Genomic DNA, 24,782 nt, shown 5'->3' with positions numbered 1-24,782 from the left:
GACCTTTACGGCGACGAAAGGTGGATTTCAGGTACACCTGATGTCATGCGTGTACTGATCGTGGAGGACGAGGAATTCCTGGCGGACATGATCGCCGAGGGATTGCGGCGCGACGCCCTGGCCGTCGACGTCGTGTACAACGGCGCCGACGCGCTGGAACGGCTGCGCCTCACCGACTACGACGTGCTCGTACTCGACCGCGACCTGCCCGGAGCGCACGGCGACGAGGTGTGCCGGAGCGTCGTCGAGCAGCGGCTGCTGACCCGGGTGCTGATGCTCACCGCCGCCGGCACCGTCCGCGACCGCGTCGACGGCCTGGACCTGGGCGCGGACGACTACCTCACCAAGCCGTTCGCCTACGAGGAACTGCTGGCCCGGGTCCTGGCCCTCGGCCGCCGCACCCACCCCGCCCTTCCGCCGGTCATCGAACGTGCCGGCATCACCCTCGACACCGCCCGCCGCCAGGCCTTCCGGGAGGGCCGCTACCTCGCCCTGTCCCGCAAGGAGTTCGGCGTCCTGGAGGTGCTGATGCAGGCCGAGGGCGCCGTGGTCAGCGGTGAGGACCTGATCGACCAGGTGTGGGAGCGGAACATGGGATACCGCACCAACGCGGTCCGGGTCGCCCTCAGCAAGCTCCGCGCCAAGCTCGGCGAGCCGTCGGTCATCGACACCGTGCCCGGCCACGGCTACCGCATCGGCGTCCCGGCGTGAGGCGCTCCGCCCCGGTCGGCCCGAACCGCCTTCCGCTGCTTCCGCTGCCGGGCAGAGCACGCCCGCGGCTACCGGGCAGAGCTCGCCCGCGGCTGCCGGGCGGGGAGCGGGGCCGGCTGACCATGCTCTACGGCGGGCTGCTCGTCCTCGCCGGGGCGATGCTCATCGTCCTGGTCAACTTCCTGGTCCGGGAGGGGCTGTACACCTCGATCAGCACGGCCGTCGCCGTCGAACCGCGACTGGCCACACTGGCGACCCCGGACCCGGCCGCGGCGGCGAAGACCCTCATGGTGGGAACCGCCGCACCCGCGAACGCCCCACCCGGGAGCGCCCCCGCCGGAACCGACCCCGCCGACGGCGGACAGTCCCACTTCCAGGCCGTCAAGGTCGTCACCCAGGCCGCCGAGCAGGCCGCCCAGAACCAGCTGCTGACCGTCTCCCTGATCGCCCTGGCCGCCTTCGCCGTCATCTCGATGGCACTGGCCTGGTGGATGTCGGGACGGGTGCTGCGCCCGGTGGCGGTGATCACCAACACGGCGCGGCGGCTCTCGGGCGAGAACCTGCACGAGCGGATCGCCCTCGACGCACCCCCGGGCGAACTCAAACAGCTCGCCGACACCTTCGACGACATGCTCGACCGCATGGAGCAACTGGTCGGTGCGCAGCAGCGGTTCGCGGCCAACGCCGCACACGAACTGCGCACCCCGCTCGCGGTGCAGCGGGCCGCGGCCGAGATCGGGCTGGCCACCGGGGACCCGGCCGCCGTCGCCCGGGTCCGCCGCAAACTGATCGAGGTCTCCGAGAGCAGCGAACGGCTCATCGAGGGCCTGTTGTTGCTGTCCGTCTCCGACCAGAGGCTGGACCACCGCGAACCGGTCGCACTGGACCAACTGGCCCGCGCGGTGGCCGCCGAGTGCGCCGCCCCGGAGGAAGCCCGGGCGAACGGCGTCACCGTCCGGACCGACACCGCCCCCGTGTCCGTCGAGGGTGATCCGGTGCTGCTGGCACACCTGGTACGCAACCTGGTCGGCAACGCCCTGCGCTACAACCACGACGGCGGCCGGGTCGACGTCGACGTGCGCGACGGCGTCCTGGAGGTCGCCAACACCGGCCCCCAGGTGCCGCCGGAGACGGTCCCCTACCTCTTCGAGCCCTTCCGCCGCCTCCAGGAGCGTCGGCACAGCCCGCGTGAGGGCGCGGGCCTCGGCCTGTCCATCGTCGCCTCCATCGCGCGCGCCCACCACGCCACCGTCACCGCCGACCCCGGCAGCACGGGCGGACTGCGCGTCCGGGTCGAGTTCCCCACGGCCTGACCCGGCGGGCGGCGGCACCCGCAGGGCACGCGATCGGCCTCGCCCACCGCCCCAGCGCCTACTGGGCGCTGGGTTCCCGGGTCGCCGTGCGGTAGAAGTTCAGCGAGACCGGTCCCTTCGTGCTGGTCGCCTCCGGGCTCTTGCCCGTCATCTTCCGCTTCTCGGCAGCGTGGTACCGGAGGTCCTCGACGCTGTCCGCCGGCGGGACCGGATTGTCGGCCTCGAAGAGCTGGGAATGTCCCGAGTCGGCCACGACGAAGGTGTCCCCGTGCATGTTGGCCTGGCTCTCGCCCGCGTCGCCGAAGTTCGCCGCCACCAGGATGTGGACGCCTTCGTACGGTTCGTTCCAGAGGCTCTCCGCGGCGTTGTCCGAGCATATTTGGAGACGGACCTGAACGCCCTTCACCGTGGTCTCGAAGTTCTCCTGCCCGATGGCGAAGAAGCCTTGCTCCATCTCCTCCTGTGAACGGTCCGGAGCTCCTCCCCAGTCCGGCGCCTCGAAACGCTTCGTGTAGGTCGTCGGATCCTGGCCGCCCTGGAAGACACGCGCGTAGTTGTCGAACACGGTCACGTTGCCCGACCCGTCGGGGTCAGGTCCTTGCTCCCAGATCTCCTCCAGCTCCGCTACCGAGTCCTTGGCGTATCCGTTGTCGGCACCCATGTTCTCCTTGAGCCGCTTCCGGCCCTCCTGCTGTTCGGCGCGCGCCTGGTCCGATTCGTGCGCGTCGAGGGAACGTCGGCGGCCGATGGTTCCCGGCACCACCAGGTAGTTGCTGGGTAGGATCGCCAGGCGGTCGGCGAGCCACTCGTCCACGCCGGCCGCCTGGTCCCCGCTCAGGAAGTGGGTGCCCTGGCCGCTGAAGTAGTACTCCGGCGCGGTGAAGATGTACACCTGCTCCGGGTCGTACCGCTTGCTCCATTCGAGGAACGCGGTGTCCAGCGCCTCGCCCAGGAGCTTCTTCTTCTTATCCAGCTCGACGGCCGACCACTGCGCACCCGCTTTCATCACCTTGTCCGTGGGGGCCTGGACGCTGGCGATGTGGACACCGGTCCTGTCCGCGCCGATCTCCGTGTCGTGAGGATCGAACGTCTCGCGCGCCCACGGCTCGGTGCTCCCGAGGCGCCCGCCGGCGGCCTCCGCGAGGTTCGCCGCGACCTCGCGGTCCTCCTCCGCCGTCGCGCGCTGCACCGCTACGTCGGTACGGGTGCCGACGGCGGCTCCGCCCTCGGTCCGCGCCGGCGGATGCACCGACCGCCGCATGACGCGAACGGCGTTGGCCTCGGCCTCGCGTTCGAAGCGGTCGGAGGGGTCGGAGACCTTCAGCCCGGTGCCGTCGTCCGTTCCGGCGACGGGGCCCTGGCGCTGCTGGATGACGTGGGTGAGTTCGTGGGCGAGGGTGTGCTTGTCGCCTCCGCCCTCGCCGATGACGACGTGGTGGCCGGAGGTGTAGGCGCGGGCGCCCACGTCCACTGCCGAGGCCCGCGCGGCGGCGTCCGTGTGGATGCGGACGTCCGAGAAGTCCGCGCCGAGCCGGCCTTCCATCTCGGTGCGCGTGCCGTGGTCGAGCGGACGCCCCGGGGAGCGCAGGACGTCCTGGACGGTGGAGCGCTGAACGGCGTGTTCGGCCTGCCCGTAGTCGAATTCGCCGCCCTGCCGGGGCTCTTCCTGAGCCCCTGGCCGCCCGGTCCGGCGGAGCATCCGGACGACCGCCGCGTTGCCGACGCTGCGCTGGAGGGCCAGGAGAGGCGGCGCGCCCCCGACTGCGGGCTTGCTCACCGGTGGACGGCTGCGCTCGGCCTCATCGGTCTTCGCGCTGTGCTGGGCGTGCATGGTCTCCCTCTCGCACGGCAGGCGGTCACCCTCCTGACTAACAGACGGGCAGGGGCTCCACCAGAGGCGCGAAGGCAGTCCGGACTGCCTGATCGGGCACGACGCGCTGCCCGTCGCGCAGACACGGCCACCATTCGGCCGTACGCCATCGCCCTGCGCGAGGGCCTGCTGCGGCACCCGGCCGCCGGATCGGCCGCATTTGCCCCCGGGTGGGCCGCGGGACGAGGCTGGAGGGGAGAGGGAAACGGGTGCGGGAGGCGTCGCTCGTGGACGGAGACGAGCCTGCCGGCCGGTCCGCCGGCGGGCACCGGAGTGTGCCGCACACGGCCGACCTGCGGGTCGAGGCCTGGGCGCCGACGGCGGAGGGCTGTATCGGCGAGCTGGTGCACGGCGTCGTCGGCAGCTTCGCCGACCTGGCCGGCGCGCGGATCGTCGGTGAGCGCGGCTGCACGGTCCTCGCGGTGAGCGATCCGGACCTGCTGGCGGGCGTCCTGGAGGAGGTCGTCTACCGGATGGACGTCGACGGCGAGCTGCCGGTGGCGGTGGCGGTCGGTCCGATCGAGGGCCTGGACGGCGCCCGTCGGGTGGCGGTCCGGTTCCGGATGGCCGACGCCGCCACGGCCGCCCTGGTCGGCGCCGTGCCGAAGGCCGTCTCACTGCACGACCTGGACCTGAGCGCCGGGCCGGACGGCTGGACCTGCCGGGCCACGGTGGACGTCTGAGCCCGGTCCCGGCACGGTGGGCCGGAGCCGCGGGAGCGGGGTGAGCGAGGTGGAGATCGCACTGACCGAGGCCGGCCGGTACCGCTGGCGGATCGAGCCGCGCCCGCCGATGCGGGTGCCCGGGGTGGTGTTCGCGAGCGCCGCGCTGCTGCCGCAGGCCGCCGGGGACAAGGCGTTGGAGCAGGTGGCGAACGTGGCGACGCTGCCCGGGATCGTCCGCGCCTCCTACGCGATGCCGGACGTGCACTGGGGTTACGGCTTCCCGATCGGCGGGGTCGCCGCGACCGACGTCGAGCGGGGCGGGGTGGTCTCGCCGGGCGGGGTGGGCTTCGACATCTCCTGCGGGGTCCGGCTGCTGGCGGCCGGGGTCGGCCGGGACGAACTCGACCCGGAGCGGATCGGCCGCCTGATGGACCTGCTGGACCGCACCGTCCCGCGCGGCCTGGGCCGGGGCGGCCTGTGGCGGCTCGGCGGACCGGAGGAGCTGGACGAGCTGCTGCTCGGCGGCGCCCGCTACGCCGTCGAGCACGGCCACGGCGTGCCGCGCGACCTGGAACGCTGCGAGGACCGTGGCGTGCTGGCCGGCGCGGCCCCCGGGGAGGTGAGCACCCGGGCCGTCGAGCGCGGGCTGCAGCAGGTCGGCAGCCTCGGATCGGCCAACCACTTCCTGGAGGTGCAGGCCGTCGACCGGGTGCACGACCCGCGGACCGCCACCGCCTTCGGAGTGCGGCCGGGCCAGGTCTGCGTCATGATCCACTGCGGCTCGCGCGGCCTCGGCCACCAGATCTGCACCGACCACGTCCGCGCCATGGACCGCGAACTGCACCGCTACCGGATCGAGCTCCCGGACCGCCAGCTCGCCTGCACCCCGGTCGACTCCCCGCGCGGCCGCGCCTACCTGGGCGCCATGACCGCGGCCGCCAACTACGGCCGGGCCAACCGGCAGCTGCTCGCCGAGGCGGCCCGCCGCGCCTTCGCCACGGTGCTCGGCGTCGGGCTGGAGCTGGTCTACGACGTCTCGCACAACCTCGCCAAGCTGGAGACCCACGAGGTCGACGGCGAGCTCCGGACGCTGTGCGTGCACCGCAAGGGCGCCACCCGGGCGCTGCCGCCGGGCGACCCCGACCTGCCCGCCGACCTGGTGGAGGCCGGGCAGCCGGTGCTGGTGCCGGGCACCATGGGCACCGCCTCGTACGTCATGGTCGGACTGCCCGGCAACGAGGCCTTCCGCTCCGCCTGCCACGGCGCCGGGCGGGTGCTGAGCCGCCACCAGGCGCTGCGCACCGTGCGTGGCGAGCGGCTGAAGGGCGAGCTGGAGGCGCGGGGGATCGCGGTGCGGCCGGCCTCCTGGCGGGCGCTGGCCGAGGAGACCCCCGAGGCGTACAAGGACGTCGACGCGGTGGCCGCCGTGACCGAGGCGGCGGGGCTCGCCCGGCAGGTCGCCCGGCTGGTGCCGCTGGGGGTGTGCAAGGGGTGAGACGTCCTCCGCTTCGGCCGCGTCCCTCGACTCGCCCGGCCGGGCGCGCTTGGATGTCGGACGCGTCCGTCACCGGGGCGCGTCCGGCGACGGATCGCATCCCGTCGCCGGAGCCCGTCCGGCACCGTCGGGCGCGTCCCTCACAGGAGGTGGTCATGCCGGGAAGCCCGGATCCAGCCGTCGACCGCAGGGGCACCGGAGACGGTCCGGTGATCGAACTGCGGGCGCTCACCAAGCGCTACGGCAGTACGGTCGGCATCGAACAGCTGGACGTGTCGGTCGAGGCCGGCGAGGTGTTCGGCCTGCTCGGCCCCAACGGCGCCGGCAAGACCACCACGCTGCGCTGCCTGGTCGGCCTGCTCGGCCCCAGCGACGGGCAGGTGCGGGTGCTCGGCCTGGACCCGGTGGCCGACCACGGCCGGCTCGCCCCCTCGATCGGCTACCTGCCCGGCGAACTGCGGCTCTACCCCGAGCTCACCGGGCAGCAGACCCTCGACCTGCTCGCCGCCCTCCAGGGCGCCCCGGTCCCGCGCCAGCGCGAGCTGTGCGAGCGGCTGAAGCTCTCCCGGGCCGACCTGGCCCGGCCGGTGGGGCAGTACTCGCGCGGCATGAAGCAGAAGCTCGGACTCGTCCAGTCGCTCCAGCACCGGCCGCCGGTGGTGGTGTTGGACGAGCCGAGCGAGGGGCTCGACCCGCTCGTCCAGGAGACCTTCTACGAACTGCTCGCCGAGGAGGCCGCGGCCGGACGGACCGTCCTGCTCTCCAGCCACGTGCTGCCCGAGGTGCAGCGGACCTGCGGCCGGGTCGCCATCGTCCGCCACGGCCGACTGGTCACCGTCCGCTCGGTGGCCGAACTGCGCCAGGCCCGGGCCCGCCGGGTCCGGCTGCTCCTCGACGACGGGCGGGGCGCCCGGCCGCTGGGCGCCGCCGAGCGGTGGTCCCCGCGCTGGGACGGCCCGCGGGTGGAGCTGCTGGTGCCGCCGGACGAGGTGGTCGCGGCGGTGCGCAGCCTGCTCGCCGAACTGCCGGTCGCAGACCTGACGGTGGAGGAGGCGGGCCTGGACGAGGCCTTCCTCGACCTTTACCGGTCCGTCGGGGCCGAGGAGCCTTCGACCGGCGGCAGCCGGCCGGAGCGGGAGGAGCGGCCGTGAACCCGGGCACCGTCAACCGCCGCCTCCCGCTGGTCTGGCTCGCCCTGCACCGGCGGCGCCGGATGCTGCTCTCCCTGCTGTTCGGCATGGTCGTCTTCGAGGCCCTGATCGTGGTGATCGCCGGGACCATCCCGCCCGGCGACCTGTTCGGCGGCGGCCGCACCCCGCCCGGCGCGTTCAAGGCCTTCAGCGGTTCCAACGGCGACGTCTCCATCGCCAGTTACCCCGGCCTGCTCGGCGCCGGGCTCACCCACCCGTTCTGGATCGCCCTCCAGCTGACCGTGATCGGCTCGCTCGGCGCCGCCGCCGTCGCGGCCGACGTCGAGTCCGGCACCATCGAGCTGCTGATGACCCGCCCGGTCTCCCGCCGCCGGCTGCTCGCCGAGCGGACCGGCGCCCTGGTCGCCGCCTCGGTGCTGCTCAACGCCGCCGCCACGCTGACCCTCGCGCTCGGGGTGGCCGCCTCCGCGCCGCTGCGCGAGGCCGTCCCGGAGGGCGCGGTGTTCACCGCCGGACTGCTCGGCTGCGCCCTCGCGTTCTGCCTGACCGGACCGGTGCTGGCGGTCTCCGCGGTCAGCCGGCGGCGGGCCCATGTGGTCGGCGCGGCCGTCGCCTTCGGCGCGGTCGGCTTCGCGCTCAACTTCGTCGCGCTGGCCTGGTCCCCGGCCCGGCCGTTGCGCTACCTCAGCCCGTTCCACTACTACGCGCCGGGCGACGTGCTCGGCCACGGCGGGGTGCCGTGGGCGGCGTTCGGCGTGCTGCTCGGGGTGGGGCTGCTCGGGCTGGTGGCGGCCTTCCGGCTGCTGGAACGGCGGGACCTGGCGGTCTGATCCCGGGGCGCGGTGTGTGGCTGGTGGGCGGCCGGTCGGTGGGGGTGCGGCCGGTCAGCCCCAGGTGCGGGCCGCGGCCAGCAGGTGTTCGCGGACCAGGGCCACGTGCGGGTTGGCCGAGCCGGCCGGACGGCGCACCAGGTAGGCGGTGTTGATCGGCGGATCGGCCGGCTCGTGCAGCAACCGCAGGGCCCCGGAGGCGAGTTCGGCCCGGCACAGGTAGCCGGGCAGCACGCTCCAGCCCGCGCCCGCGGTCACCGCCGAGAGCAGCGCCCGCAGGTCCGGCACGGTGACCGCGGCCCGGGCGTGCAGCCGCCGGTCGAAGACGTGCCGCCAGTAGCGGCGGGCGATCGGCAGGTCCTCGGCGTAGCTGAGCAGCGGTGCCTCGGCCAGCGCGTCGGGCAGCTCCCGGCCGGCCAGCCGCTCGGCCCAGGCCGGGGCCGCGACCAGGACGAACTCCTCGTCGGCGAGCGGTTCGGCGAGCAGCGTCCGGCCGCGCGGACGCCGGGTGGCGACCACCAGGTCGTGCTGCCCGGCGCGCAGTTCCGCCAGCAGCGGGTCGGTGAGCCCGCCGGTCACCCGCAGCTGGACGCCCTGCGCGACCAGCGGGGCCAGCTCGGCCAGCAGGACGGTGCCGAGGAACTCGGCCGGCCCGGCCAGGTGCACCGGTTCCGGCGCGCCGCCGCCGCGTCCGTCGGCGAGGCCCGCGAGCCGGTCCAGGGGCCCGGCCAGGCGGGCGGCGAGGTCGTCGGCGTACGGCAGCGGGCTGACCCCGCGGGCCCGGCGTTCGAACAGCTCCCGGCCGAGCCGCTGCTCCAGTGCCCGGATCTGTGCGGTCACCGTGGACTGGGAGAGGCCCAGCAGGTGCGCGGCCGCGGTGAAGGAGCCCGCCCGGTGCACGGCGAGGAAGGTCCGCAGCTGGTTGAGGTCCAGCGGGCCGGAGCCGGTGGCCGGGCGATCGCTCATGCCCGTGAGCGTACGGGATTCCGATGGCTCGGCGGTGGGCCCTGGGGTGGGCCCGATGGTGGATTCCGTGGTCAGTTCGGTGCTGAGCTTGGCGACCGGCTCGACGGTCCGAGTGAGGTATCGGAATTCCGATGCCTCGTATCGCGTGGCCCATTGGTTCCCGCGGGCCGGGCGCGTCTAGCGTCGACCGCGTGAGCGCCGCGGCGGACCGTCGTGGCGGAGACCGCGGCACCCCCGGAGGCACATCCCCATGGCCGACATCCTGTTCGTCCTGACCGGTTCGAAGGTCTGGACCCTGAACGACGGCACCGAGCACCCGACCGGCTTCTGGGCGGAGGAGGCGGTCGTCCCGTACCGCGCCTTCACCGAGGCCGGCCACCGGGTCGCCGTCGCCACCCCCGGCGGTGTCGTCCCGGTCGCGGACCGGGCCAGCCTGACCGACCCGGCGATGGCCGAGGAACTGGCGGGGATCGCCGAGTTCCGGCAGCCGCTGGTGCTGGCCGAGGTCGACCCGGCCGACTACGACGCCGTGTTCTACCCCGGCGGCCACGGCCCGATGGAGGACCTGGCGGTCGACGCCGACTCCGGCCGGCTGCTCACCCGGGTGCTCGCCTCCGGGCGCCCGCTCGGAGTGGTCTGCCACGGCCCGGCCGCGCTGCTCGCCGCGCGGACCGAGGACGGCGGCTCGCCCTTCGCCGGGTACCGGGTGACCGGCTTCACCAACGCCGAGGAGACCCAGGCCGGCCTGGCGGACCGCGCGCCGTGGCTGCTCCAGGACCGGCTGGTCGGGCTCGGCGTGGACTTCGAGGAGGGCGAGCCCTGGGCGCCGCACGCGGTGGTCGACCGCAACCTGGTGACTGGTCAGAACCCTGCCTCCTCAGCCCTGGTGGCGACCGGGCTGCTGCGGCTGCTGAAGGACGCGGGGAAGTAGGGACGTAGCGGTGGAACGGCCGGTCCGTGCGGGTGTCCGTACACGGGAGCTGCCTGAACGGGTGAGGAGCCCACGGCGGGTACGGCGCGGGCATGCGCCCGCGCCGTACGGCCGTCCACGGCACCCGCCCTCGGACTCCCCGTCCGGCCGGGCCCCCGTCAGCGCAGGTCGTAGGCGGTGAGGGGGTGCCCCGCCCAGATCCGGCGGGCGGCCTGTTCCGGGTAGCGGACGGTCTCCGAGCGGGCGTCCAGGACGCGGGTGAGCTGCTGGTCCGGATCGAAGGCGGGCCACCCCGGGTCGCCGGTGGTGGCGAACCGGACCCAGGCCCGGCGCAGCTCCGCCGACACCCGGACGGCCTCCGGCGGGGGCGGGTCGCCGAGCGACTGCCGCGCCGTCGGGCTGTCCAGGCTGCCGAACGCGAGCGGTACGTCCAGGCCGTGGCAGGCGCCGAGGACGCCGCCGAGGGCGGGGGCGGGCAGGGCGAGCTCGAAGAGGTACGAGGTGCCGCCGGCGGCCGCGTTGGCCTCGGCCAGCCGGAGGGACGGCACCCGGAACAGGGCGTCGGAGCCGACGGCTTCGAGGAGTTCGGAGGGCGTCGCGCCGGGGAGGGCGGACCGGTAGGCGTCCGGGCCGCCCGGCGTCGGTGCGAACGCCTTCAGCATGCGCCGCGCCTCCTCCTCGGTGAAGCCGCCGTGTCGGCCGCTGAGGACGCTGAACAGCCGGAACTCGTCCCGGGTGTGACCGACCAGCAGGTCCACGCCGGCGGTCAGCGCCGACCACGGGGAGCCCGGCAGGACCTCGCCGTCGACCACCGGGACGGTGGCGATGCCGCTCCGTGCCAGTCGGCCCCAGCGTGCGACGTGGTCCGGCAGCGCGGCATTCAGCTCGGTGACCGCCGAGGCCAGGCGCCAGGGGTGCACCTCGGCCAGCGCGGCGGCGGTGGGGACGGTGCCGAGCAGTTTCGCGAGCTCGGCGGTGACCTCGGCGGCCAGCGCGGGGGTGCAGTGGTTGCCCGGCACCGAGTGGGCGACGGCCCGCCGGAACAGGCCGCGGGCCGGGGCCATCGCCAGCAGGGCGGCGACCGAGCCGGCGCCCGCGGACTGCCCGGCGACGGTCACCCGGGCCGGGTCCCCGCCGAACCGGGCGATGTTGCGCCGCACCCAGTGCAGGGCGGCGATCTGGTCGAGGAAGGCCCGGTTGGCCGGGGCGCCCTTCAGCAGGGCGAAGCCCTCGGCGCCCACGCGGTAGTTGACGGCCACCACGACCAGCCCGGCGGAGGCCAGGGCGGTCGGGTCGTACAGCGGGTCGCCGGCGGTGCCGGACATGAATCCGCCGCCGTGGATCCAGACCAGGACCGGCAGCCCGGCCGCGCCCGGATCGGGCGTGCAGACGTCGAGCGTCAGCCAGTCGGTGTCCTCGGACGACTCGCCGGACCCGGCGGGCATCGGCCCGGACTGGGGGACGACGGGGCCGAAAACGACGGCCTCGCGGACGCCGTCCCACGGCTCGGGCTCGGCGGGGGCGGCGAAGCGGAGGGCTCCGACGGGCGGCTGGGCGTAGCGGATGCCGCGGAAGACGGCGAGTTCCCGGCCGCCTCGCTGCTCGTGGTGCTGCTCCGGATGCTGTCCCGGCTCGCGCCGCGGCTCCCAGCGGCCGCGGACGAGTCCTTCGGTGGTGCGGATGACGGGCTGCTCCGACATGTGGACGCTCCTCCCTCGGAAGGCTTCCCACGTTATAGGTCAGCTGTATTATGTCAAGCGTATGGAAAAGATCCCGCAGGGTCCGCGGCCTCCGCGGCCCGCGGGGAGAATCCGAGGAGCCGCCGCCGATGCCCAAGCAGGTCGACCACCGGGAACGCCGCGAGACGATCGCCCGCGCGCTGTGGCGGGTCGTGGAGCGGCGCGGCGCCACGCACCTGACGATGCGCGAGGTCGCCCAGGAGGCGGGCATCTCGCTCGGGCAGCTCCAGCACTACTTCGGCTCCCGGGCGCAGATGCTCACCTTCGCGATGGACTTCGCCGGCGAGCAGAGCGGGCTGCGGGTCGGCCGGGCACTGGCGGAGCTCGGCGAGCGGCCGCACCCGCGCGACGTGCTGCGGGCGATGCTGGTCGAGCTGCTGCCCCTGCACGCCGACGCGCGGGCGACCAGCCGGATGAGCGCCGCCTACGTGCTGGAGGCGCTGCACGACGAGGAGGTCCACGCGCGGGCGCGCGGCGGACTGCTCCAGGGGCGGGCGATGGTCGAGGGGATCGTCCGGCAGGCGATCGCCGACGGGCAGCTCGCGGCCGACCGCGACCCGGTGGTGGAGACGGACCTGCTGCTCGCGCTCACCGGGTTCACCACGCTGCTGGAGCTGGACGTGGTCGAGCCCGCCGCCGTGCTCACGGCCGTCGACCGGCACCTGGACCGGCTGTTCGCGGCGCCGGGTGGTGCGGGCGGTGCGGGCGGTGCCGTCGGCGGTCGGTGAGGGGGCGGCGGTCGGTCCGGGGCCCGGGGGCCCGGGGCGGGGCGTGGCAGGCTACCCGGGTAGCACCGCCGCCCGCGACCAGGAGCACCGCCATGGACCGACCCGCCGCCCTCCGACCCGCCGCCCTGCGCCTCGACGCCACCGCCTCCGGACACCCGGCGGGCATCCTGGACGCCGCCGAGCGGGCCGAACGCCGGGGCATGGACCGGCTGGTGGTCGCCGAGACCGCGTACGACCCGTTCCTCCAGCTCGCCCGGGCGGCCGACCGGACCGAGTCGATCGAGCTGGCCACCGGCATCGCGGTGGCCTTCGCGCGGACCCCGATGACGCTCGCCTACCAGGCCTGGGGGCTGCACGCGGCCTCCGGCGGACGGGCCGTCATCGGGCTGGGCTCGCAGGTCAAGCCGCACATCGAGAAGCGCTTCGGGATGCCCTGGGACCGCCCGGCCGCCCGGATGCGCGAGTACGTGCACGCGGTGCGGGCGATCTGGCACAGCTGGCAGACCGGCGAACGGCTGCGCTTCCGGGGCGAGTTCTACACCCACACGGTGATGACGCCGGTGTTCTCGCCGGATCCGGTCCCGTCCGGGGTGCCGCGCATCCTGCTGGCGGGCGTCGGGCCGCTGATGACCCGGACCGCCGGGGCGGTGGCCGACGGCTTCCTGAGCCACCCGTTCTCCTCCACCGCCTACCTGGCCGAGCAGGTGCTGCCGGGCCTGACCGAGGAACGGGCCCGGGCCGAGGCGGAGGGCGCCGCGTGGACGGAGCGGCCGTTCGAGATCGTCGGCAACGTGCTCACCGCCACCGGCCGCACCGAGGAGGAGCTGGCGGCCAACCGGGCCGCCACCCGCGAGCGGCTCGCGTTCTACGCCTCCACGCCGGCCTACCGCCCGGTGCTGGCGCAGCACGGCTGGGAGAGGCTCCAGGAGGAGCTGCACACCCACTCGGTGCGCGGGCGCTGGGCGGAGATGGCCGCGCTGATCGACGACGAGGTGTTCGACACCTTCGCGGTCTGCGGTCCGGTCGAGGAGGTCGCGGGGGAGATCCACCGCCGCTACGCGGGGCTGGTCACCCGGCTGTCCGTCAGCCTCCCCGAGGACGCCGACCCGGAGCTGGGCCTGGACGTCCTGGCGGCGGTGCGGGTGCTGGGCCGACCGGAAGCGGACGCCGGATGATCGGGATGGACGGCCGACCGGGCACAGGGTGATGAAGTCCGGGCAGATTCGTGCAACGCGTTTCCGGTGGTGAGGGCGGGCGGCAGGATCGCGGTGGCAGGCAGGGCCGTCCCCGCGAGGACCGGCGGCCCCGGACCTGCCGCGTTGTGCGGGGCCTGTCGTGCCGTATGGACCGTTGCGCCGTACGGCCTGTCATGCCTCGGCCACCCGTTGCCGATCGTGGGGGTGTCCGCGTGTCCGTGTCCGACAACCGTCCGGCCGACTACGACCTGGCGGAGCGCTGGGATCCGGGAGCGAAGGCGTACGTCGACGCCCTGGCCGACCCGGACGAGTTCCTCCGCGTCTGCGCCGAGCTGACCGGGTTCGACGTGCCCGAGCTGCGCTCCACCGGCATGGCGGACGAGCACCACCGCACCACGCTGGCCCACCGGGTCCGCGACGAGCACGCCCTGGTCCACCTCTGGTACGTCGGCGCCTGGCCCGGCGAGGCGCCCTCCTCCGCCCGCGCCCACGACCAGGGGCTGGTCTGGCGGACCTTCCACGCCGTCCCGCCCGGCGCCGCCGCCCTGGGGCACGGCAGCTGGGCCGGCGCGCCCCGGGGTGCCGAGGTTCCGGGCCCCGAGGTCCGGGGAGGGGCGGAGATCCTGGGCGGGGCCGGGACGTCGGGAGGCACCGCATCGCGGGGCACCGGGGCAGTGGCACCGGAGAACGGCGGTGAGGGCCGGTGACCGCCCGTTGGGACGCCGTCGTGGTCGGCGCGGGCTTCGCCGGGACACTGGTCGCCCACCGCCTGGGCGCACAGGGCTGGCGGGTCCTCGTCCTGGAGGCCGGCCGGGCCGCGCCCACCGGCGCCGAGGCCGCCACCGCCCACCGCGCGGCCGGCGGCGGACCGCCCACCTCGCCCTACCCGCACAGCCCCGAGGCGCCGTCACCCGACGTCACCGACCTCACCGGGAACCCGGACGGCGGCTTCACCGCCACCGGCCACCTCCGCCAGTACGGGCCGCTGCCCTACGCCAGCGGCTACCTGCGCGCCAACGGCGGCACCGGGCTGCTCTGGACCGGACTCACCCCGCGCATGCACCCCGAGGACTTCCGCACCGGCGACCTCGGCCACGGCCGCAACTGGCCGATCGGCTACCACGACCTGGAACCCCACTACCGCGAGGCCGAACGGGAACTCGGCGTCGCCGCCGACGCCGAGGAGCAGCGCCGTGCCGTCGGACTGCCCATCCCGGACGGCTACGACTTCCCGATGCGGGCCATCCCGGCCAGCTACCTCGACCGGCAGCTGGCCCGGGCCCTCGACGGCCGGACTGTCCGCGATCCCGCCGTGCCCGGCCCCGCCCGGCTCGCCGTCACCGCCACCCCGCACGCCCGCAACGGCGTGCCGACCAGGCCCGGCTCCGCCGACGGGCCGCTCTGCGCGGGCAGTTCCAGCTGTGTCCCGGCCTGCCCGAGCGGCGCCAAGTACACCCCGATGCGTACCCAGGCCCGCTGGGCGGCCGGGGTCGAACTGCGCACGGAGGCCGTCGTCAGCCGGGTGCTGGCCGACCCGGAGACCGGGCGGGCCCGGGAAGTCGAGTACCTCGCGGGCGGCACGACCCACCGGGTGACGGCGGACCTGGTCGTCCTGGCCGCGCACGCGATCGAGAACGCCCGGCTGCTGCTCCTCTCCGGTCTGGCCGACCGCAGCGACCAGGTCGGCCGGAACCTGATGGACCACCCGGCCCTGCTCACCTGGGGGCTGATGCCCCGACCGGTCGGCCCCTACCGGGGGCCCGGCTCCACCAGCGGCCTGGAGGCGTTCCGCTTCGGACCCGGGCGGGACCGCCGGGCGCCGTTCCGGATCGAGATCGGCAACTGGGGCTGGTCCTGGGCGGGCGGCGCGCCGGAGGCCGAGGCGGCGTCGCTGCTCGCGGCGGGCCTCCGGGGCAAGGAGCTCCGGGAGCGGCTCGGCGACCGGCTGGGCCGTCAGTTCTCGCTCCAGTTCGAGCTGGAGCAGCCCGCCGACCCGGCCAACCGGGTCACCCTCGACCGGGACCGGCGCGACCCGCTCGGCCTGCCGAGCCCGGCCATCCGCTACGACGTCTCCGAGTACGTCCGCGAGGGCATGGCCTCGGCCCGGGCCGTCTCCGACCAGCTGTTCGCGCTGCTCGGCGCCGAGGACCACACCGCCTACCCGGCGGCCGGATGGCCGGGACGGCTCGAACACCGGGGAACCGTCCACGGCTACCGGGGCGCCGGCCACGCCGGTGGCACCCACATCATGGGCGACTCGCCCGCGAACTCGGTGGTCGACCACTGGCAGCGGTGCTGGGAGCACCCCAACCTGTACGCCGTCGGCTGCGGGTCGATGCCCTCCCTTGGCACCTCCAACCCCTCGCTCACCATGGCCGCCCTCGCGCTGCGCAGCGCCGAGCGGATGCACCGCGACCTGCTGGAGCTGCACCGCCCGGCGGCGGTGGCGCCCCCGGCCGCCAGCCGTGTCCCCGTAGCGCCCGTGTTCTCACCCGCGTTGACCCCGTCGTCGCCCCCCTTGCCGTTCTCCTCGCCGTCCTCCTCGTCCCCCTCGTCCCCCTCGTCCTCGGAGCCCTCATGACCGGCCTGCCGCTGCCGCCCGTACCGGAGCCGTACCACCTGCCCTTCCACTACGGTGCGTTGCACAACGTCGGTGTCGACTACCTGGTCGACCGTGCGCGGGCGAGTGAACTGCTCGCCAAGCGCCACCCCGGGCTGAGCGTCGCCGCCTTCGACGGCGGGGCCTGCGTCTCGCTCAACTTCCAGCTCTACTTCGCCCAGTATCCGAACGGCGGCGGCATCACCCAGGAGCTGGAGATCAACCTGATCGCCCACCCGGTCTTCGCCGAGGAGCGGATGCCGGTGGTCAACTACGGCCAGTACGCCCGGGGTTACGACCAGACCAAGCTGCTCGGCATCGCGCGGCTGCATGTGCTCTGCGACAACCCGCTCGCCATCGACGCCGGGCGCCGGCTGTACGCCGAGCCCAAGCACCCGGGCTGGTTCGAGACCACCCTGCCCTCCCTCAACGCGCCCGACGTGCGCGAACGCTGGTCGGTCTCCTGCCGTCGGGCCGCCCTCGGGCCGGACGGGCTGAGCCGCCACGACGAGGAACTCCTCGCCCTGGATGTGAACCTGGTGGGCCTCACCCCCGAGTCCGTCAACAACACCCCGATCACCGGCTACGGCACCGACGACGAGGGCAAGCTGCTGGCCGGACCGCTCAACGTCTACCAGCCCTACCGCTACTACGCGCTGGACGACCGCACCGCCGACCGCGTCCGGCTCGACCTCGGCAACCCCGCCGAGGAGTCCGCCCGCGACCTCGCCCACCTGATCGCCGACGCCCCGGCCGCCGGGGTCTGGACCTACCAGTCCCCGCCCGTCGCCGCCCACAACCGCGCCTACTACGTCCGGTGACGGCCCCGGGCTCGGCTCCCGTCTTCGCCCTGAGCGGCACCGCCGTACGGCGGGACGTCGCCCACGGCCGGGTCTGGTCGGCCATGCCCTACACCGTGCTCGCGGACAACGGCGACGTCCTGACCCTCACCGCCAGCCCGGGGACGGAGAGCCTGGCCCCGGCCAGCTGGACCGTCGCCGCGTACGCCGGAGACGACGCCCTGCGCCTGGACTGCGTTCACGACCTCGCCTCCGGCCGGTGGGAACTCGACCACTGGACCTGGCGCGACACCGTGGTGCTCAGCCGCTTCACCGCCGGAGTGCCGTTCAGCGTGCACCGTTTCCTGACACCCGACGGCCGGCCGCTGCGCTGGTACGTCAACTTCGAGCGCCCGTACCGCCGGACGGCCATCGGCATCGACACCCTCGACCTCTTCCTGGACCTCGTGATCACCCCCGATCTGTCGTCGTACAGCTGGAAGGACGAGGACGAGTACGCCCAGGCCCGGCGCCTCGGCGTCGTTGACGAGGCCACCCACCGGCAACTGGACCGGGCCCGGGAGCTCGCCCTCGCCCAGCTCCGGGACCGCACCGGCCCGTTCGCCCCCGACCCGGACGCCTGGACGCTCCCGCCGGAGGGACCGCTGCCCACCGTCCCGGCCACCGCCCTCAGCACCCCCGCCGGAAAGTGGGATGAGGGCGGATCAGTGGACTGTTAGGGTCGCGCCCCTGCACGAAGGACGGCGAGGGGCAGACGTGACGGCTGCGGCGGACAGGATGGGCATGGCGGACACGACGGACGACATGGAGGCGCTCAAGCACCTGCACGACGGCGGCGACTACCGGCGGCTCGCCGAACGGACCTCGAATCCCGACGTCCTGCGCCGACTGGCGATCGGCGAGTACCCGTTCGTCTGGCACGCGATCGCCGACAACCCGGCCGCCCCCACCGACCTGCTGGCGGTGTTGGCCGGGCGCCGGCAGCAGGTGTGGAACAACAATCGCCTCCTTCGCTTGGTCGCGGCCCACCCCGCTCTCACAGGCGAGGCGTTGGACGGCCTGGTCGATCTCGTCGGGGACCGCCTGCGGGAGGGCGACCGCCCGTACGCGGCCGTCCTGGAGCTGGCCCGCCGACCGGAGCTGTCGGCCGAGCGGCTGCGCCCGTTCGGCCGACAGCCCGGGGCCTCGGCCAGGCTGCGCCGGGGGATCACCCGGGCGCTGGCGGAGCGCCCGGACCGGTGAGCGCGGGCGGGACCGAGCCGGGTGCCGCGCCGCCCGCCGCCGCCCGCGACCAGCGACCGGCGAGGACGGTGCCGACGATCAGCTGGAGCTGGTGGTAGAGCATCAGCGGCAGCACCATCAGCCCGGCTTGCGCTCCGAACAGGACGGTGGCCATCGGCAGGCCGTTGGCCAGGCTCTTCTGCGAACCGCAGAGCACCGCCGCCACGGTGGCCGACCGATCGAGCCCCAGCAGCCGGGCACCGAGCCCGGTGGCCGCCAGGGCGGCGGCGAGCAGGGCGAGAAGTACCGCGAGGAGCCCGAGCAGTGCCAGCGGGGTGGCCAGGCCCCAGATGCCCTGGGACACCGCCGCGCTGAACGCCGTGTAGACGACCAGCAGGATCGAGCCGCGATCCACTGGCGTGAGCACCCGTTTATGCCGGGACAGCGGACCGCCGAGCCACGGCCGCAGCACCTGTCCGAGCAGGAAGGGCGCGAGCAACTGCAGCCCGATCCGCAGCAGCCCGTCGGCGGACAGCTCGGTGTGCGAACCCAGCAGCCAGGCCGCCAGCAGCGGTGTCAGCGCCAGACCCGCCAGGCTGGAGTAGGTGCCGGCACAGATCGCCGCCGGGACGTTGCCCCCGGCGGCGCCGGTGAGCGCCACCGAGGACTGCACCGTCGAGGGCACCAGACAGAGGAACAGCACCCCGGTCTGCAACGGCCCGGTGAGCGGGACGGGCGTGAGCAGCGCGGTGGCCACGCCGAGCAGCGGGAAGAGGACAAAGGTGGTGGCCACCACCAGCCCGTGCAGCCGCAGGTGGCGCAGCCCGGCCAGCGTCTCGCGGGTGGAGAGCCGGGCGCCGTAGAGGAAGAACAGCAGCGCCACCGCGAGGTCGCAGGCCACTTCGGCGACCCGTGCCGAGGCGCCGGAGGCCGGGAACAGCGCGGCCAGCCCGACCGTTCCGGCCAGCGCCGCCATGTACGGGTCCAGCCAGCGCGGCAGCAGTCTTCGGGAGCGGGGCCCGGAGCCGCGTCGCGTCCGCGCCCGTACCTCGAGCGCCTTTGCCCCACGGGGCCGCTCCCCGCGCGCCCGGAGCCCTGGTGGCTGCTCCGGGCGCGCCAGGCCGTCGGTCACGGGCCGCCTCCCGTCACCGGGCGGAGGGCGGGCCCGGAGGAGGATCCCGGGCCGAGCAGGCCGCCCACCAGCGAGCCGGCGCCGTCGTGGTCGCTGCCCGCGGAGCCGCTGCCGTTCTGGAGGTTGGCCGTCCGGTCGATCTCCAGCCAGGAGTCGGCGTTCGAGTTGTCCACGACCGTGATCAGCCCGCCGCCGGCGGCTGCGGGCGCCGCGGCGCCCGCGAGCAGGGCGCAGGCCCCGGCCAGCCCCAGTGCGGTGGCCCGCAGGGCGGCGGCCGCCGAGGGCTGGGCCGACGAGGGCAGGACGGGCGAGGGCCGGGCCGGCCTGAGCTGCCCGGCCCTCATGCCGTCACCGCCATCAGCCCCCTGGGGCGCGCGATGTTCCGCTCCAGCAGCTCGGTCGACTCCCGCACGCCGACCTGCTCACGCCCCCCGGACGGGGTGGGCAGCCGTCCGTCGGCGCTCTTCAGCTCGGACAGGGCGTCGTCCATCGCCCGGTGCGCGGCGAACAGGCACGGGGTGCTGTAGATGGCCACGTCCACCCCCAGGGCCGACAGCTCCGAGAGCGACAGCCGGGGCGACTTGCCGCCCGCGATCTGGTTGAACAGCAGCGGCTTGTCGCCGACCACCCGGCGGATCCGGCGGATCCACTCCTCGCTGCGCACGCCGTCCACGAGCACCACGTCGGCGTCGGTGGCGGCGAGCGCCCGGGCCCGCCGCAGGATGTCGGCCTCCTCGGTGGCGTCGGTGCGCGCGACCACCACCAAGTCCGTCCGGTTGGCGAGGACGAGCTCCAGCTTCTCCAGGTACTCCTCCAGCGGGAGCACCAGCTTGCCGTCCGCGTGCCCGCAGCGGCGCGGCCGCTTCTGGTCCTCCAGGATCACGCCCGACGCGCCGATCCGTTCGAGCTTGCGCACGACGTGGCAGGCCACCTCCGGATCGACGTAGCCGTCGTCGATGTCGACCAGCAGGTGGTGCCGGGGAAAGGCCCCGCGCAGCCGTTCGACGAAGCCCACCATGTCGGGCCAGGCGATGAAACCGATGTCCGGCAGCCCGTAGTAGGAGGCCGCGAAGCCGAAGCCGGAGACGAACATGCCGTCGTAGTGCTCGGCCGCGATGGAGGCCGAGTACATGTCGTAGACGCCGATCAGCGGCGTCGCCCCCGGGCCCGCGATCTCCGCGCGCAGCCGCTGCCCGGGGCTGTCCGTTGCCGTGTTTCCGTGGAACAAGGTCTTCTCCTCACTGGGGATGACTTTGCCTGAACTTGGTGCTTACCAGACCGAACTGAGGTGTCATCACTATGCGCTCTTTAAGGTTCCGTGGGCAAATCTTTAAGTGAGATTCACTCGCGAGAGTGAAGAAATGTCGAAGATATGAAAGATGCTGATATGCATATCGGCTAAATGCTGTGACGCTCCAGCAAGGTGGTCGGGGTCGGCGCCCCGGAGGCAGGGCTGTCGGAGTCGACTGCCGTCACGTGAATCGCCGGGCGAGCGGTTCTCAGGCCCGGTCGACCATTTTGCCCGTCATGAGCTGCCCTTTCAGCAAGGTGCGTACCCCGCCGCCGACGCTTGCGAATATGCCCCCATCGGCATTCCTGCGGACTTCCACCCGCAATCTGGAGAAGCCGAGTTCGGTGGTGCCCTGGACGATGTCGAACACCACGGGCTTGTCGATCGGCCCCGTGTGCGCCAGCCATCCGGCCATTGCCAGTGCGGCCGAGCCTGTAGCGGGGTCTTCCGCGCAAACCGGCTCGGGAACGAAGACCCGAGCGCGGACTTCGGGCAGTTGCGGAACGAACACTGCCACCCCGAAGACGCCGGCCAGTCCGGGCACCCTCTCGGCGAGCGCCGCAACCCTGTGCGGCAGGGCCTCGGCCGACTCCAGGTCGGCGGCGCTCACCGGGAGGCAGGCGAACCCGAGCCCGGCCGATGCCAATCTCACGGGCCCCACTGCCGCGTCCGGAGCGAGCCCAACCGCTTCGCATACGAGATCCGGAACGACGGGCGGACCCACCTGGCAGGCCCGTTCCTCCAGTACCGCACTTTCCCCTGTCGGCCCCACCTGCGCGTGAACGATTCCGCCCCGAGTGCGCAGCGCCACCCGGCCGGGCTGGGCCAGGCCCTGCCGCACCGCCACTGCGGCTGCTCCCACGAGGGGATGACCTGCGAAGTCCAGCTCGACGTAGGGAGTGAAGATCCGCACCTCCACCTCTCCTCCGTCACCCCGGCGCAGGAAGACGGTTTCCGGCATGGCCAGGCGGGCCGCCAGGCGTTGCATCAGCGCATCGTCGCATGCGGCAGAGTACGTGACCACTCCGAGTGGTCCTCCGGTCAGCGGCTCATTCCCGAATACTTCGACCAGTTCGAATTTCATGCACCCGTCATCGCCGGAGAAGGTCGAGTTGTCGCTCGCGAGTGTGGGGAGCGCAGGGGTGCCGGCGGAGTGGGTCGTCATCGCGGTTCTCTCTTCGAGTGGCTCTGCTGTCGTCGGCTGGGCTGTCGTCCGTGGCTGCCGGGGTCGACATTGAGCATGGTGATCATCGGACCGGCGGGGTCGGTTCGTGGAGGACGGCCGAGGCGAGTGCCGAGTCCAGGGCGCCCAGGTCTGCACGCGCGGATCCGTGCGTGCGTCAGGGCTCCTCATGAGTTGGACGTTATATCCAGCCTGGACTAAGTGTCCACCAGGGGTGCCTTCTCGCGAACGGTCCAGTGCGAGAGCAAGATCGATCACGGGGTGCCGGACCCCTGCCGGCAAGCCCCTCCGAAGTGCGCCGACCGACCCGGACCCGCCGAGCGCGGACGTCCGCACCGCCCACTCCGCGCGTCCACCCTCGAAGGGCACACCGCGGCCCGCAAGGGCAAGGAGGGCGGCCGACCGCCCGTCATCACCGACGACACGGTGCACACCGTCCTGCGCCGCCACGCGGGTGGCGGTCCGTCGAACAGATCCAGCCCGGCCTGATCATCCCCGCCGGCAAGCGGAAGGGGCGGAACCCCTCCGTCGCGAGCATCTACCGGGCGCCGGCCGAGCATGCCAAGCGCGAGGTGTGCCCCGAAGCCGTCGAACAGGCCCACATCGACTTCGCCGTCCTTCAGGTAGGCCAAGTCCCGGTGCCCGCCTCGCTGTCCCGGGTCGAGTGCCACTCCGACTGCAGAGCGCTGTTCCTCGCTTCGCCGTGGCTTCGGGGGAACAGGGCCGTGTACGGGGCGAAGCCGGCGCCGGGGCCCGGCCGGTGAGGAGTGGGCCCCGGCGCGTGAGGGGTCAGGCGCGCGGGAGCGGGGGCGCGGCGCGGCGTTCGCGCAGTGTCCGGAGCATCCGGCGGGTGGCCTTGGTCGCGACCGGGGGCAGGAGCTCCAGGGCGAGCCGCCGTGAGGTGGAGCGCTGGATCGGGCCCTTGACCTGGTAGTTGAGGCGCATCACCCGGGCGCCGGCGATGGTGTCCTCGTCGACGGTGTACCCCTCGGCCGGCCAGTCGCGCTTCCGCAGGACGGCCTGGGCGGCCGCCGCGTCGCCCCAGGTGCCGTAGAACTTCATCGGGGTGAGCAGGACCGGCCGCAGTCCGCCGGTGAAGACCGCCTCCCAGACCGCGGCGGAGACGCCCGGGGTGTGCTCGGAGCGGTAGTCGTCCAGGGCGACCACGCCGTTCTCGCCGAGCGCGGCCCGGGCCACCGCGATGTCCCCGGCGACGTGCTCGTAGAGGTGGGAGGCGTCGACGTGGACGAAGCGGCAGCTGTCCGCCCGGACGCGGCCGTCGGCCAGCACCGAGGTCGGGGCCTGCACTATCTCGGGCAGCTCGCCGTGGAAGGCGAGGTAGTTGGCCTCGAAGGCGCTGCGGGTGAGGGTCTTGCGGTAGGACATGTTCATCTCGGCGGCGTTGTCGGCGTCGCCCGCCTCGGAGTCGAACAAGTCGCAGACCGTCAGCCGCTCACCCGGCTGCAGGTGGTCGCCGAGCAGGACGGCGCTGCGGCCGAGGTAGCTGCCGAGCTCCAGGATGTCGCCGGTGACGCCGGCCGCGGTCTGGGCGGACAGCAGGTGGCTGAAGGCGGCCCGGTCGAGGCTGAAGAACCAGCCGGGAATGTCGTCCCGCTTCAGCGGCGCGGAGTGGACTGCGGCCTCGACCGCGGTCTCGGACATGGGCACGGCGGCCTCCAGGGGGACGGCGGGGCGCGGTGGCGGGTCACGCCCGCGGAGGGGGACGCCGAGGACGTGAGGCGGATCATCATAGCGACGCCGGGGCGGGGGAGAGCCAGATGCGGAACGGCCTAAATCCGGCTCTTCGCTCTGCCGTTCGGCAGGGGTTCACGCCTTCGTTTCGCTCCCGAATCTCCTGGTCGGCCTCGGCCCTCTCTTTCGGATCATGCCGGGCGCACGACGCCGGAGCACGCACCTCGCCGCGTTGTTGTCGGTCGCCGATGCTCCGCATGGACTCCCTCCTCCGCCTTGCGATGCACGCACTCCGACGCCGCACGCTGATCCGACGTGATCCGAAAGAGAGGACCTAGCCTTCCGAGAGCTCCGCCCCGCCCGGCCGTTCCAGCTCCGCGACGGTCTCGGACAGCCAGGCCCGCTCGGCCGCCGTGGAGGCCCGGGCGACGAGCAGCATCCCGCGCCGGAAGGGGTTCGGCTCGCGCTCGGCGGTCACCGGCTGCCCCGTCCCGTCGTAGAAGAAGCTGCTCGGAGCGTCCAGGAAGGCCAGTCGGCGGCGGAGCACGGCGGCCTGCCGGGTCGGGTCGGCGAGATGGTGCAGGAACGTGGTGACGGTGAAGAAGCGGATCTGGTCGGTGATCTCGGCCTGCTCCGGGTCGGCCAGGCGGCGCAGCAGTTCGGCCCGCCCCTGCGCCGTCAGCTCCAGCGTCTGCCGCGGTGCGGCGCCGCTGCCCGGTTCGGTGCGGCGGTGCAGCAGTCCGGCCTTCTCCAGCCGGGCGATGGCGGGGTAGAGCGCGCCGTCGCTCACCGGTCGGACATGACCGGTCAGTCCGGTGATCCGGGACTTGAGCTCGTAGCCGTGAAGCGGCTGGTCGTACAGGAAACCGAGGATCGCGAGCGTCAACACGGCTGGAGCCCTTCGGTCGGAGTGCGCCCTGTGGAGTCGTCATGTTACCTCTTGTCGATGTGCCTCGAAACGATGTATCTCTATTCGAGGCAGGTCGAGAGGGCCGCAGCCGATCGAGGAGAGCCGAGGCGGGCCGGGGCCCGCCCGGTCACGTACGAGCACCACAGGGGAAGGGAGATTCCCAATGATGTTGTCAAGCCAGGGCGGTGACGCCTCGTGACTGCCTTACTGCGCTGGGGCGGCGTTCTTGGGCGCAACTGCATCGAAGGTGCGGCTGTCGCGTATGAGGGCCCAGAGCACGTTGAGACGGCGCCTGGCGAGGGCCAGGACGGCCTGCTTGTGGGACTTGCCCTCGTCGCGCTTGCGCCGGTAGAACGCCT

At 73.8% G+C, this 24,782-nt stretch carries 23 protein-coding genes and 1 pseudogene; 14 read left to right on the top strand and 10 right to left on the bottom strand.

Annotation, left to right across the window (positions count from 1 at the left end; genetic code table 11):
• Positions 1 to 45 precede the first annotated feature (45 nt).
• Positions 46 to 711 (top strand): response regulator transcription factor, encoded by a 666-nt coding sequence (locus ACFRQN_RS22755; RefSeq protein ID WP_049650922.1) that lies wholly within the window; start codon positions 46 to 48, stop codon positions 709 to 711.
• 122 nt (positions 712 to 833) lie between these two features.
• A complete protein-coding gene (locus ACFRQN_RS22750; protein ID WP_380741682.1) occupies positions 834 to 2,024 on the top strand; it encodes a sensor histidine kinase in 1,191 nt (396 codons plus the stop codon).
• Positions 2,025 to 2,082: 58 nt separating this feature from the next.
• Here the strand turns inward: ACFRQN_RS22750 and ACFRQN_RS22745 are convergent, their stop codons facing one another.
• Positions 2,083 to 3,855: a DUF4157 domain-containing protein gene (locus ACFRQN_RS22745; RefSeq protein WP_380741681.1), complete on the bottom strand. Its 1,773-nt coding sequence runs from the start codon at positions 3,853 to 3,855 to the stop codon at positions 2,083 to 2,085.
• 314 nt (positions 3,856 to 4,169) lie between these two features.
• On the opposite strand from ACFRQN_RS22745, the gene ACFRQN_RS22740 reads away from it, so the two are divergent.
• The 4 genes from ACFRQN_RS22740 to ACFRQN_RS22725 all read left to right on the top strand — a co-directional run bounded on the left by ACFRQN_RS22740 (position 4,170) and on the right by ACFRQN_RS22725 (position 8,035).
• The gene (locus ACFRQN_RS22740) at positions 4,170 to 4,577 is read left to right on the top strand and encodes an archease (RefSeq protein ID WP_380741680.1); all 408 of its coding nucleotides are present in this window, start codon (positions 4,170 to 4,172) and stop codon (positions 4,575 to 4,577) included.
• A gap of 49 nt (positions 4,578 to 4,626) precedes the next feature.
• Positions 4,627 to 6,054, top strand: coding sequence for an RtcB family protein (locus tag ACFRQN_RS22735; RefSeq protein ID WP_380741679.1), 1,428 nt, complete (start codon positions 4,627 to 4,629; stop codon positions 6,052 to 6,054).
• A gap of 155 nt (positions 6,055 to 6,209) precedes the next feature.
• On the top strand, positions 6,210 to 7,205 hold the full coding sequence (locus ACFRQN_RS22730; RefSeq protein WP_380741678.1) for an ABC transporter ATP-binding protein: 996 nt from the start codon (positions 6,210 to 6,212) through the stop codon (positions 7,203 to 7,205).
• Complete coding sequence (locus ACFRQN_RS22725; RefSeq protein WP_380741677.1) at positions 7,202 to 8,035, top strand: ABC transporter permease subunit; 834 nt, start codon at positions 7,202 to 7,204, stop codon at positions 8,033 to 8,035. The genes ACFRQN_RS22730 and ACFRQN_RS22725 overlap by 4 nt, the downstream gene beginning before the upstream one ends.
• Positions 8,036 to 8,089: 54 nt before the next feature.
• On the opposite strand, the gene ACFRQN_RS22720 is transcribed toward ACFRQN_RS22725, so the two are convergent.
• A complete protein-coding gene (locus tag ACFRQN_RS22720) occupies positions 8,090 to 9,001 on the bottom strand; it encodes a LysR family transcriptional regulator (RefSeq protein WP_380741676.1) in 912 nt (303 codons plus the stop codon).
• Between the two features lie 250 nt (positions 9,002 to 9,251).
• Here ACFRQN_RS22720 and ACFRQN_RS22715 point away from each other — a divergent pair, with 250 nt between their 5' ends.
• On the top strand, positions 9,252 to 9,932 hold the full coding sequence (locus ACFRQN_RS22715) for a type 1 glutamine amidotransferase domain-containing protein (protein ID WP_375874918.1): 681 nt from the start codon (positions 9,252 to 9,254) through the stop codon (positions 9,930 to 9,932).
• A gap of 158 nt (positions 9,933 to 10,090) precedes the next feature.
• Here ACFRQN_RS22715 and ACFRQN_RS22710 read toward each other — a convergent pair whose 3' ends face one another.
• Positions 10,091 to 11,632, bottom strand: a complete 1,542-nt coding sequence (locus ACFRQN_RS22710) for a carboxylesterase/lipase family protein (protein ID WP_380741675.1) — start codon at positions 11,630 to 11,632, stop codon at positions 10,091 to 10,093.
• 128 nt (positions 11,633 to 11,760) lie between these two features.
• On the opposite strand from ACFRQN_RS22710, the gene ACFRQN_RS22705 reads away from it, so the two are divergent.
• The 7 genes from ACFRQN_RS22705 (at position 11,761) to ACFRQN_RS22675 (ending at position 18,236) form a co-directional block, all read left to right on the top strand.
• The gene (locus tag ACFRQN_RS22705; protein ID WP_380741674.1) at positions 11,761 to 12,399 is read left to right on the top strand and encodes a TetR/AcrR family transcriptional regulator; all 639 of its coding nucleotides are present in this window, start codon (positions 11,761 to 11,763) and stop codon (positions 12,397 to 12,399) included.
• A 92-nt stretch (positions 12,400 to 12,491) separates the two neighbouring features.
• Complete coding sequence (locus ACFRQN_RS22700; protein ID WP_380741673.1) at positions 12,492 to 13,574, top strand: TIGR03617 family F420-dependent LLM class oxidoreductase; 1,083 nt, start codon at positions 12,492 to 12,494, stop codon at positions 13,572 to 13,574.
• A 233-nt stretch (positions 13,575 to 13,807) separates the two neighbouring features.
• Complete coding sequence (locus tag ACFRQN_RS22695) at positions 13,808 to 14,302, top strand: hypothetical protein (protein ID WP_380741672.1); 495 nt, start codon at positions 13,808 to 13,810, stop codon at positions 14,300 to 14,302.
• A complete protein-coding gene (locus ACFRQN_RS22690; RefSeq protein ID WP_380741671.1) occupies positions 14,299 to 16,176 on the top strand; it encodes a GMC family oxidoreductase in 1,878 nt (625 codons plus the stop codon). Before ACFRQN_RS22695 ends, ACFRQN_RS22690 begins: the two co-directional genes overlap by 4 nt.
• Positions 16,173 to 17,015, top strand: coding sequence for a hypothetical protein (locus ACFRQN_RS22685; protein ID WP_049652491.1), 843 nt, complete (start codon positions 16,173 to 16,175; stop codon positions 17,013 to 17,015). Before ACFRQN_RS22690 ends, ACFRQN_RS22685 begins: the two co-directional genes overlap by 4 nt.
• The gene (locus ACFRQN_RS22680; protein ID WP_380741670.1) at positions 17,012 to 17,713 is read left to right on the top strand and encodes a DUF402 domain-containing protein; all 702 of its coding nucleotides are present in this window, start codon (positions 17,012 to 17,014) and stop codon (positions 17,711 to 17,713) included. Before ACFRQN_RS22685 ends, ACFRQN_RS22680 begins: the two co-directional genes overlap by 4 nt.
• Before the next feature lie 64 nt (positions 17,714 to 17,777).
• Positions 17,778 to 18,236 (top strand): hypothetical protein, encoded by a 459-nt coding sequence (locus ACFRQN_RS22675; protein WP_380741669.1) that lies wholly within the window; start codon positions 17,778 to 17,780, stop codon positions 18,234 to 18,236.
• Here ACFRQN_RS22675 and ACFRQN_RS22670 read toward each other — a convergent pair.
• The 7 genes and pseudogenes from ACFRQN_RS22670 to ACFRQN_RS22640 form a co-directional block, all read right to left on the bottom strand.
• Complete coding sequence (locus tag ACFRQN_RS22670) at positions 18,202 to 19,191, bottom strand: bile acid:sodium symporter family protein (protein WP_380741668.1); 990 nt, start codon at positions 19,189 to 19,191, stop codon at positions 18,202 to 18,204. The genes ACFRQN_RS22675 and ACFRQN_RS22670 overlap by 35 nt on opposite strands.
• 152 nt (positions 19,192 to 19,343) lie before the next feature.
• Complete coding sequence (locus ACFRQN_RS22665) at positions 19,344 to 19,691, bottom strand: hypothetical protein (RefSeq protein ID WP_375877347.1); 348 nt, start codon at positions 19,689 to 19,691, stop codon at positions 19,344 to 19,346.
• The gene (locus tag ACFRQN_RS22660; RefSeq protein WP_375877348.1) at positions 19,688 to 20,575 is read right to left on the bottom strand and encodes an oxaloacetate decarboxylase; all 888 of its coding nucleotides are present in this window, start codon (positions 20,573 to 20,575) and stop codon (positions 19,688 to 19,690) included. Before ACFRQN_RS22660 ends, ACFRQN_RS22665 begins: the two co-directional genes overlap by 4 nt.
• A gap of 271 nt (positions 20,576 to 20,846) precedes the next feature.
• A complete protein-coding gene (locus tag ACFRQN_RS22655; RefSeq protein WP_380741667.1) occupies positions 20,847 to 21,803 on the bottom strand; it encodes a PhzF family phenazine biosynthesis protein in 957 nt (318 codons plus the stop codon).
• Between the two features lie 807 nt (positions 21,804 to 22,610).
• The gene (locus tag ACFRQN_RS22650) at positions 22,611 to 23,483 is read right to left on the bottom strand and encodes a class I SAM-dependent methyltransferase (protein WP_074003533.1); all 873 of its coding nucleotides are present in this window, start codon (positions 23,481 to 23,483) and stop codon (positions 22,611 to 22,613) included.
• Positions 23,484 to 23,847: 364 nt separating this feature from the next.
• On the bottom strand, positions 23,848 to 24,402 hold the full coding sequence (locus ACFRQN_RS22645; protein WP_074003532.1) for a PadR family transcriptional regulator: 555 nt from the start codon (positions 24,400 to 24,402) through the stop codon (positions 23,848 to 23,850).
• Between the two features lie 225 nt (positions 24,403 to 24,627).
• Positions 24,628 to 24,782 (bottom strand): annotated as a pseudogene (locus ACFRQN_RS22640) (IS110 family transposase); the annotation flags it as partial.

This window comes from Kitasatospora sp. NPDC056800, from assembly GCF_042789775.1.
Taxonomy (GTDB): Bacteria; Actinomycetota; Actinomycetes; order Streptomycetales; family Streptomycetaceae; genus Kitasatospora.
The sequence above is the reverse complement of the archived record's forward strand: the minus strand, read 5'-3'. Positions and strand labels throughout refer to the sequence as shown.

Coding starts and splice junctions, on each gene's coding strand:
- ACFRQN_RS22730 (WP_380741678.1), top strand. CDS start 6,210: ATGCCGGGAAGCCCGGATCCAGCCGTCGACCGCAGGGGCACCGGAGAC.
- ACFRQN_RS22755 (WP_049650922.1), top strand. CDS start 46: ATGCGTGTACTGATCGTGGAGGACGAGGAATTCCTGGCGGACATGATC.
- ACFRQN_RS22650 (WP_074003533.1), bottom strand. CDS start 23,483: ATGTCCGAGACCGCGGTCGAGGCCGCAGTCCACTCCGCGCCGCTGAAG.
- ACFRQN_RS22670 (WP_380741668.1), bottom strand. CDS start 19,191: ATGGCGGCGCTGGCCGGAACGGTCGGGCTGGCCGCGCTGTTCCCGGCC.
- ACFRQN_RS22685 (WP_049652491.1), top strand. CDS start 16,173: ATGACCGGCCTGCCGCTGCCGCCCGTACCGGAGCCGTACCACCTGCCC.
- ACFRQN_RS22715 (WP_375874918.1), top strand. CDS start 9,252: ATGGCCGACATCCTGTTCGTCCTGACCGGTTCGAAGGTCTGGACCCTG.
- ACFRQN_RS22745 (WP_380741681.1), bottom strand. CDS start 3,855: ATGCACGCCCAGCACAGCGCGAAGACCGATGAGGCCGAGCGCAGCCGT.
- ACFRQN_RS22750 (WP_380741682.1), top strand. CDS start 834: ATGCTCTACGGCGGGCTGCTCGTCCTCGCCGGGGCGATGCTCATCGTC.
- ACFRQN_RS22710 (WP_380741675.1), bottom strand. CDS start 11,632: ATGTCGGAGCAGCCCGTCATCCGCACCACCGAAGGACTCGTCCGCGGC.
- ACFRQN_RS22705 (WP_380741674.1), top strand. CDS start 11,761: ATGCCCAAGCAGGTCGACCACCGGGAACGCCGCGAGACGATCGCCCGC.
- ACFRQN_RS22700 (WP_380741673.1), top strand. CDS start 12,492: ATGGACCGACCCGCCGCCCTCCGACCCGCCGCCCTGCGCCTCGACGCC.
- ACFRQN_RS22675 (WP_380741669.1), top strand. CDS start 17,778: ATGGCGGACACGACGGACGACATGGAGGCGCTCAAGCACCTGCACGAC.
- ACFRQN_RS22720 (WP_380741676.1), bottom strand. CDS start 9,001: ATGAGCGATCGCCCGGCCACCGGCTCCGGCCCGCTGGACCTCAACCAG.
- ACFRQN_RS22665 (WP_375877347.1), bottom strand. CDS start 19,691: ATGAGGGCCGGGCAGCTCAGGCCGGCCCGGCCCTCGCCCGTCCTGCCC.
- ACFRQN_RS22655 (WP_380741667.1), bottom strand. CDS start 21,803: ATGACGACCCACTCCGCCGGCACCCCTGCGCTCCCCACACTCGCGAGC.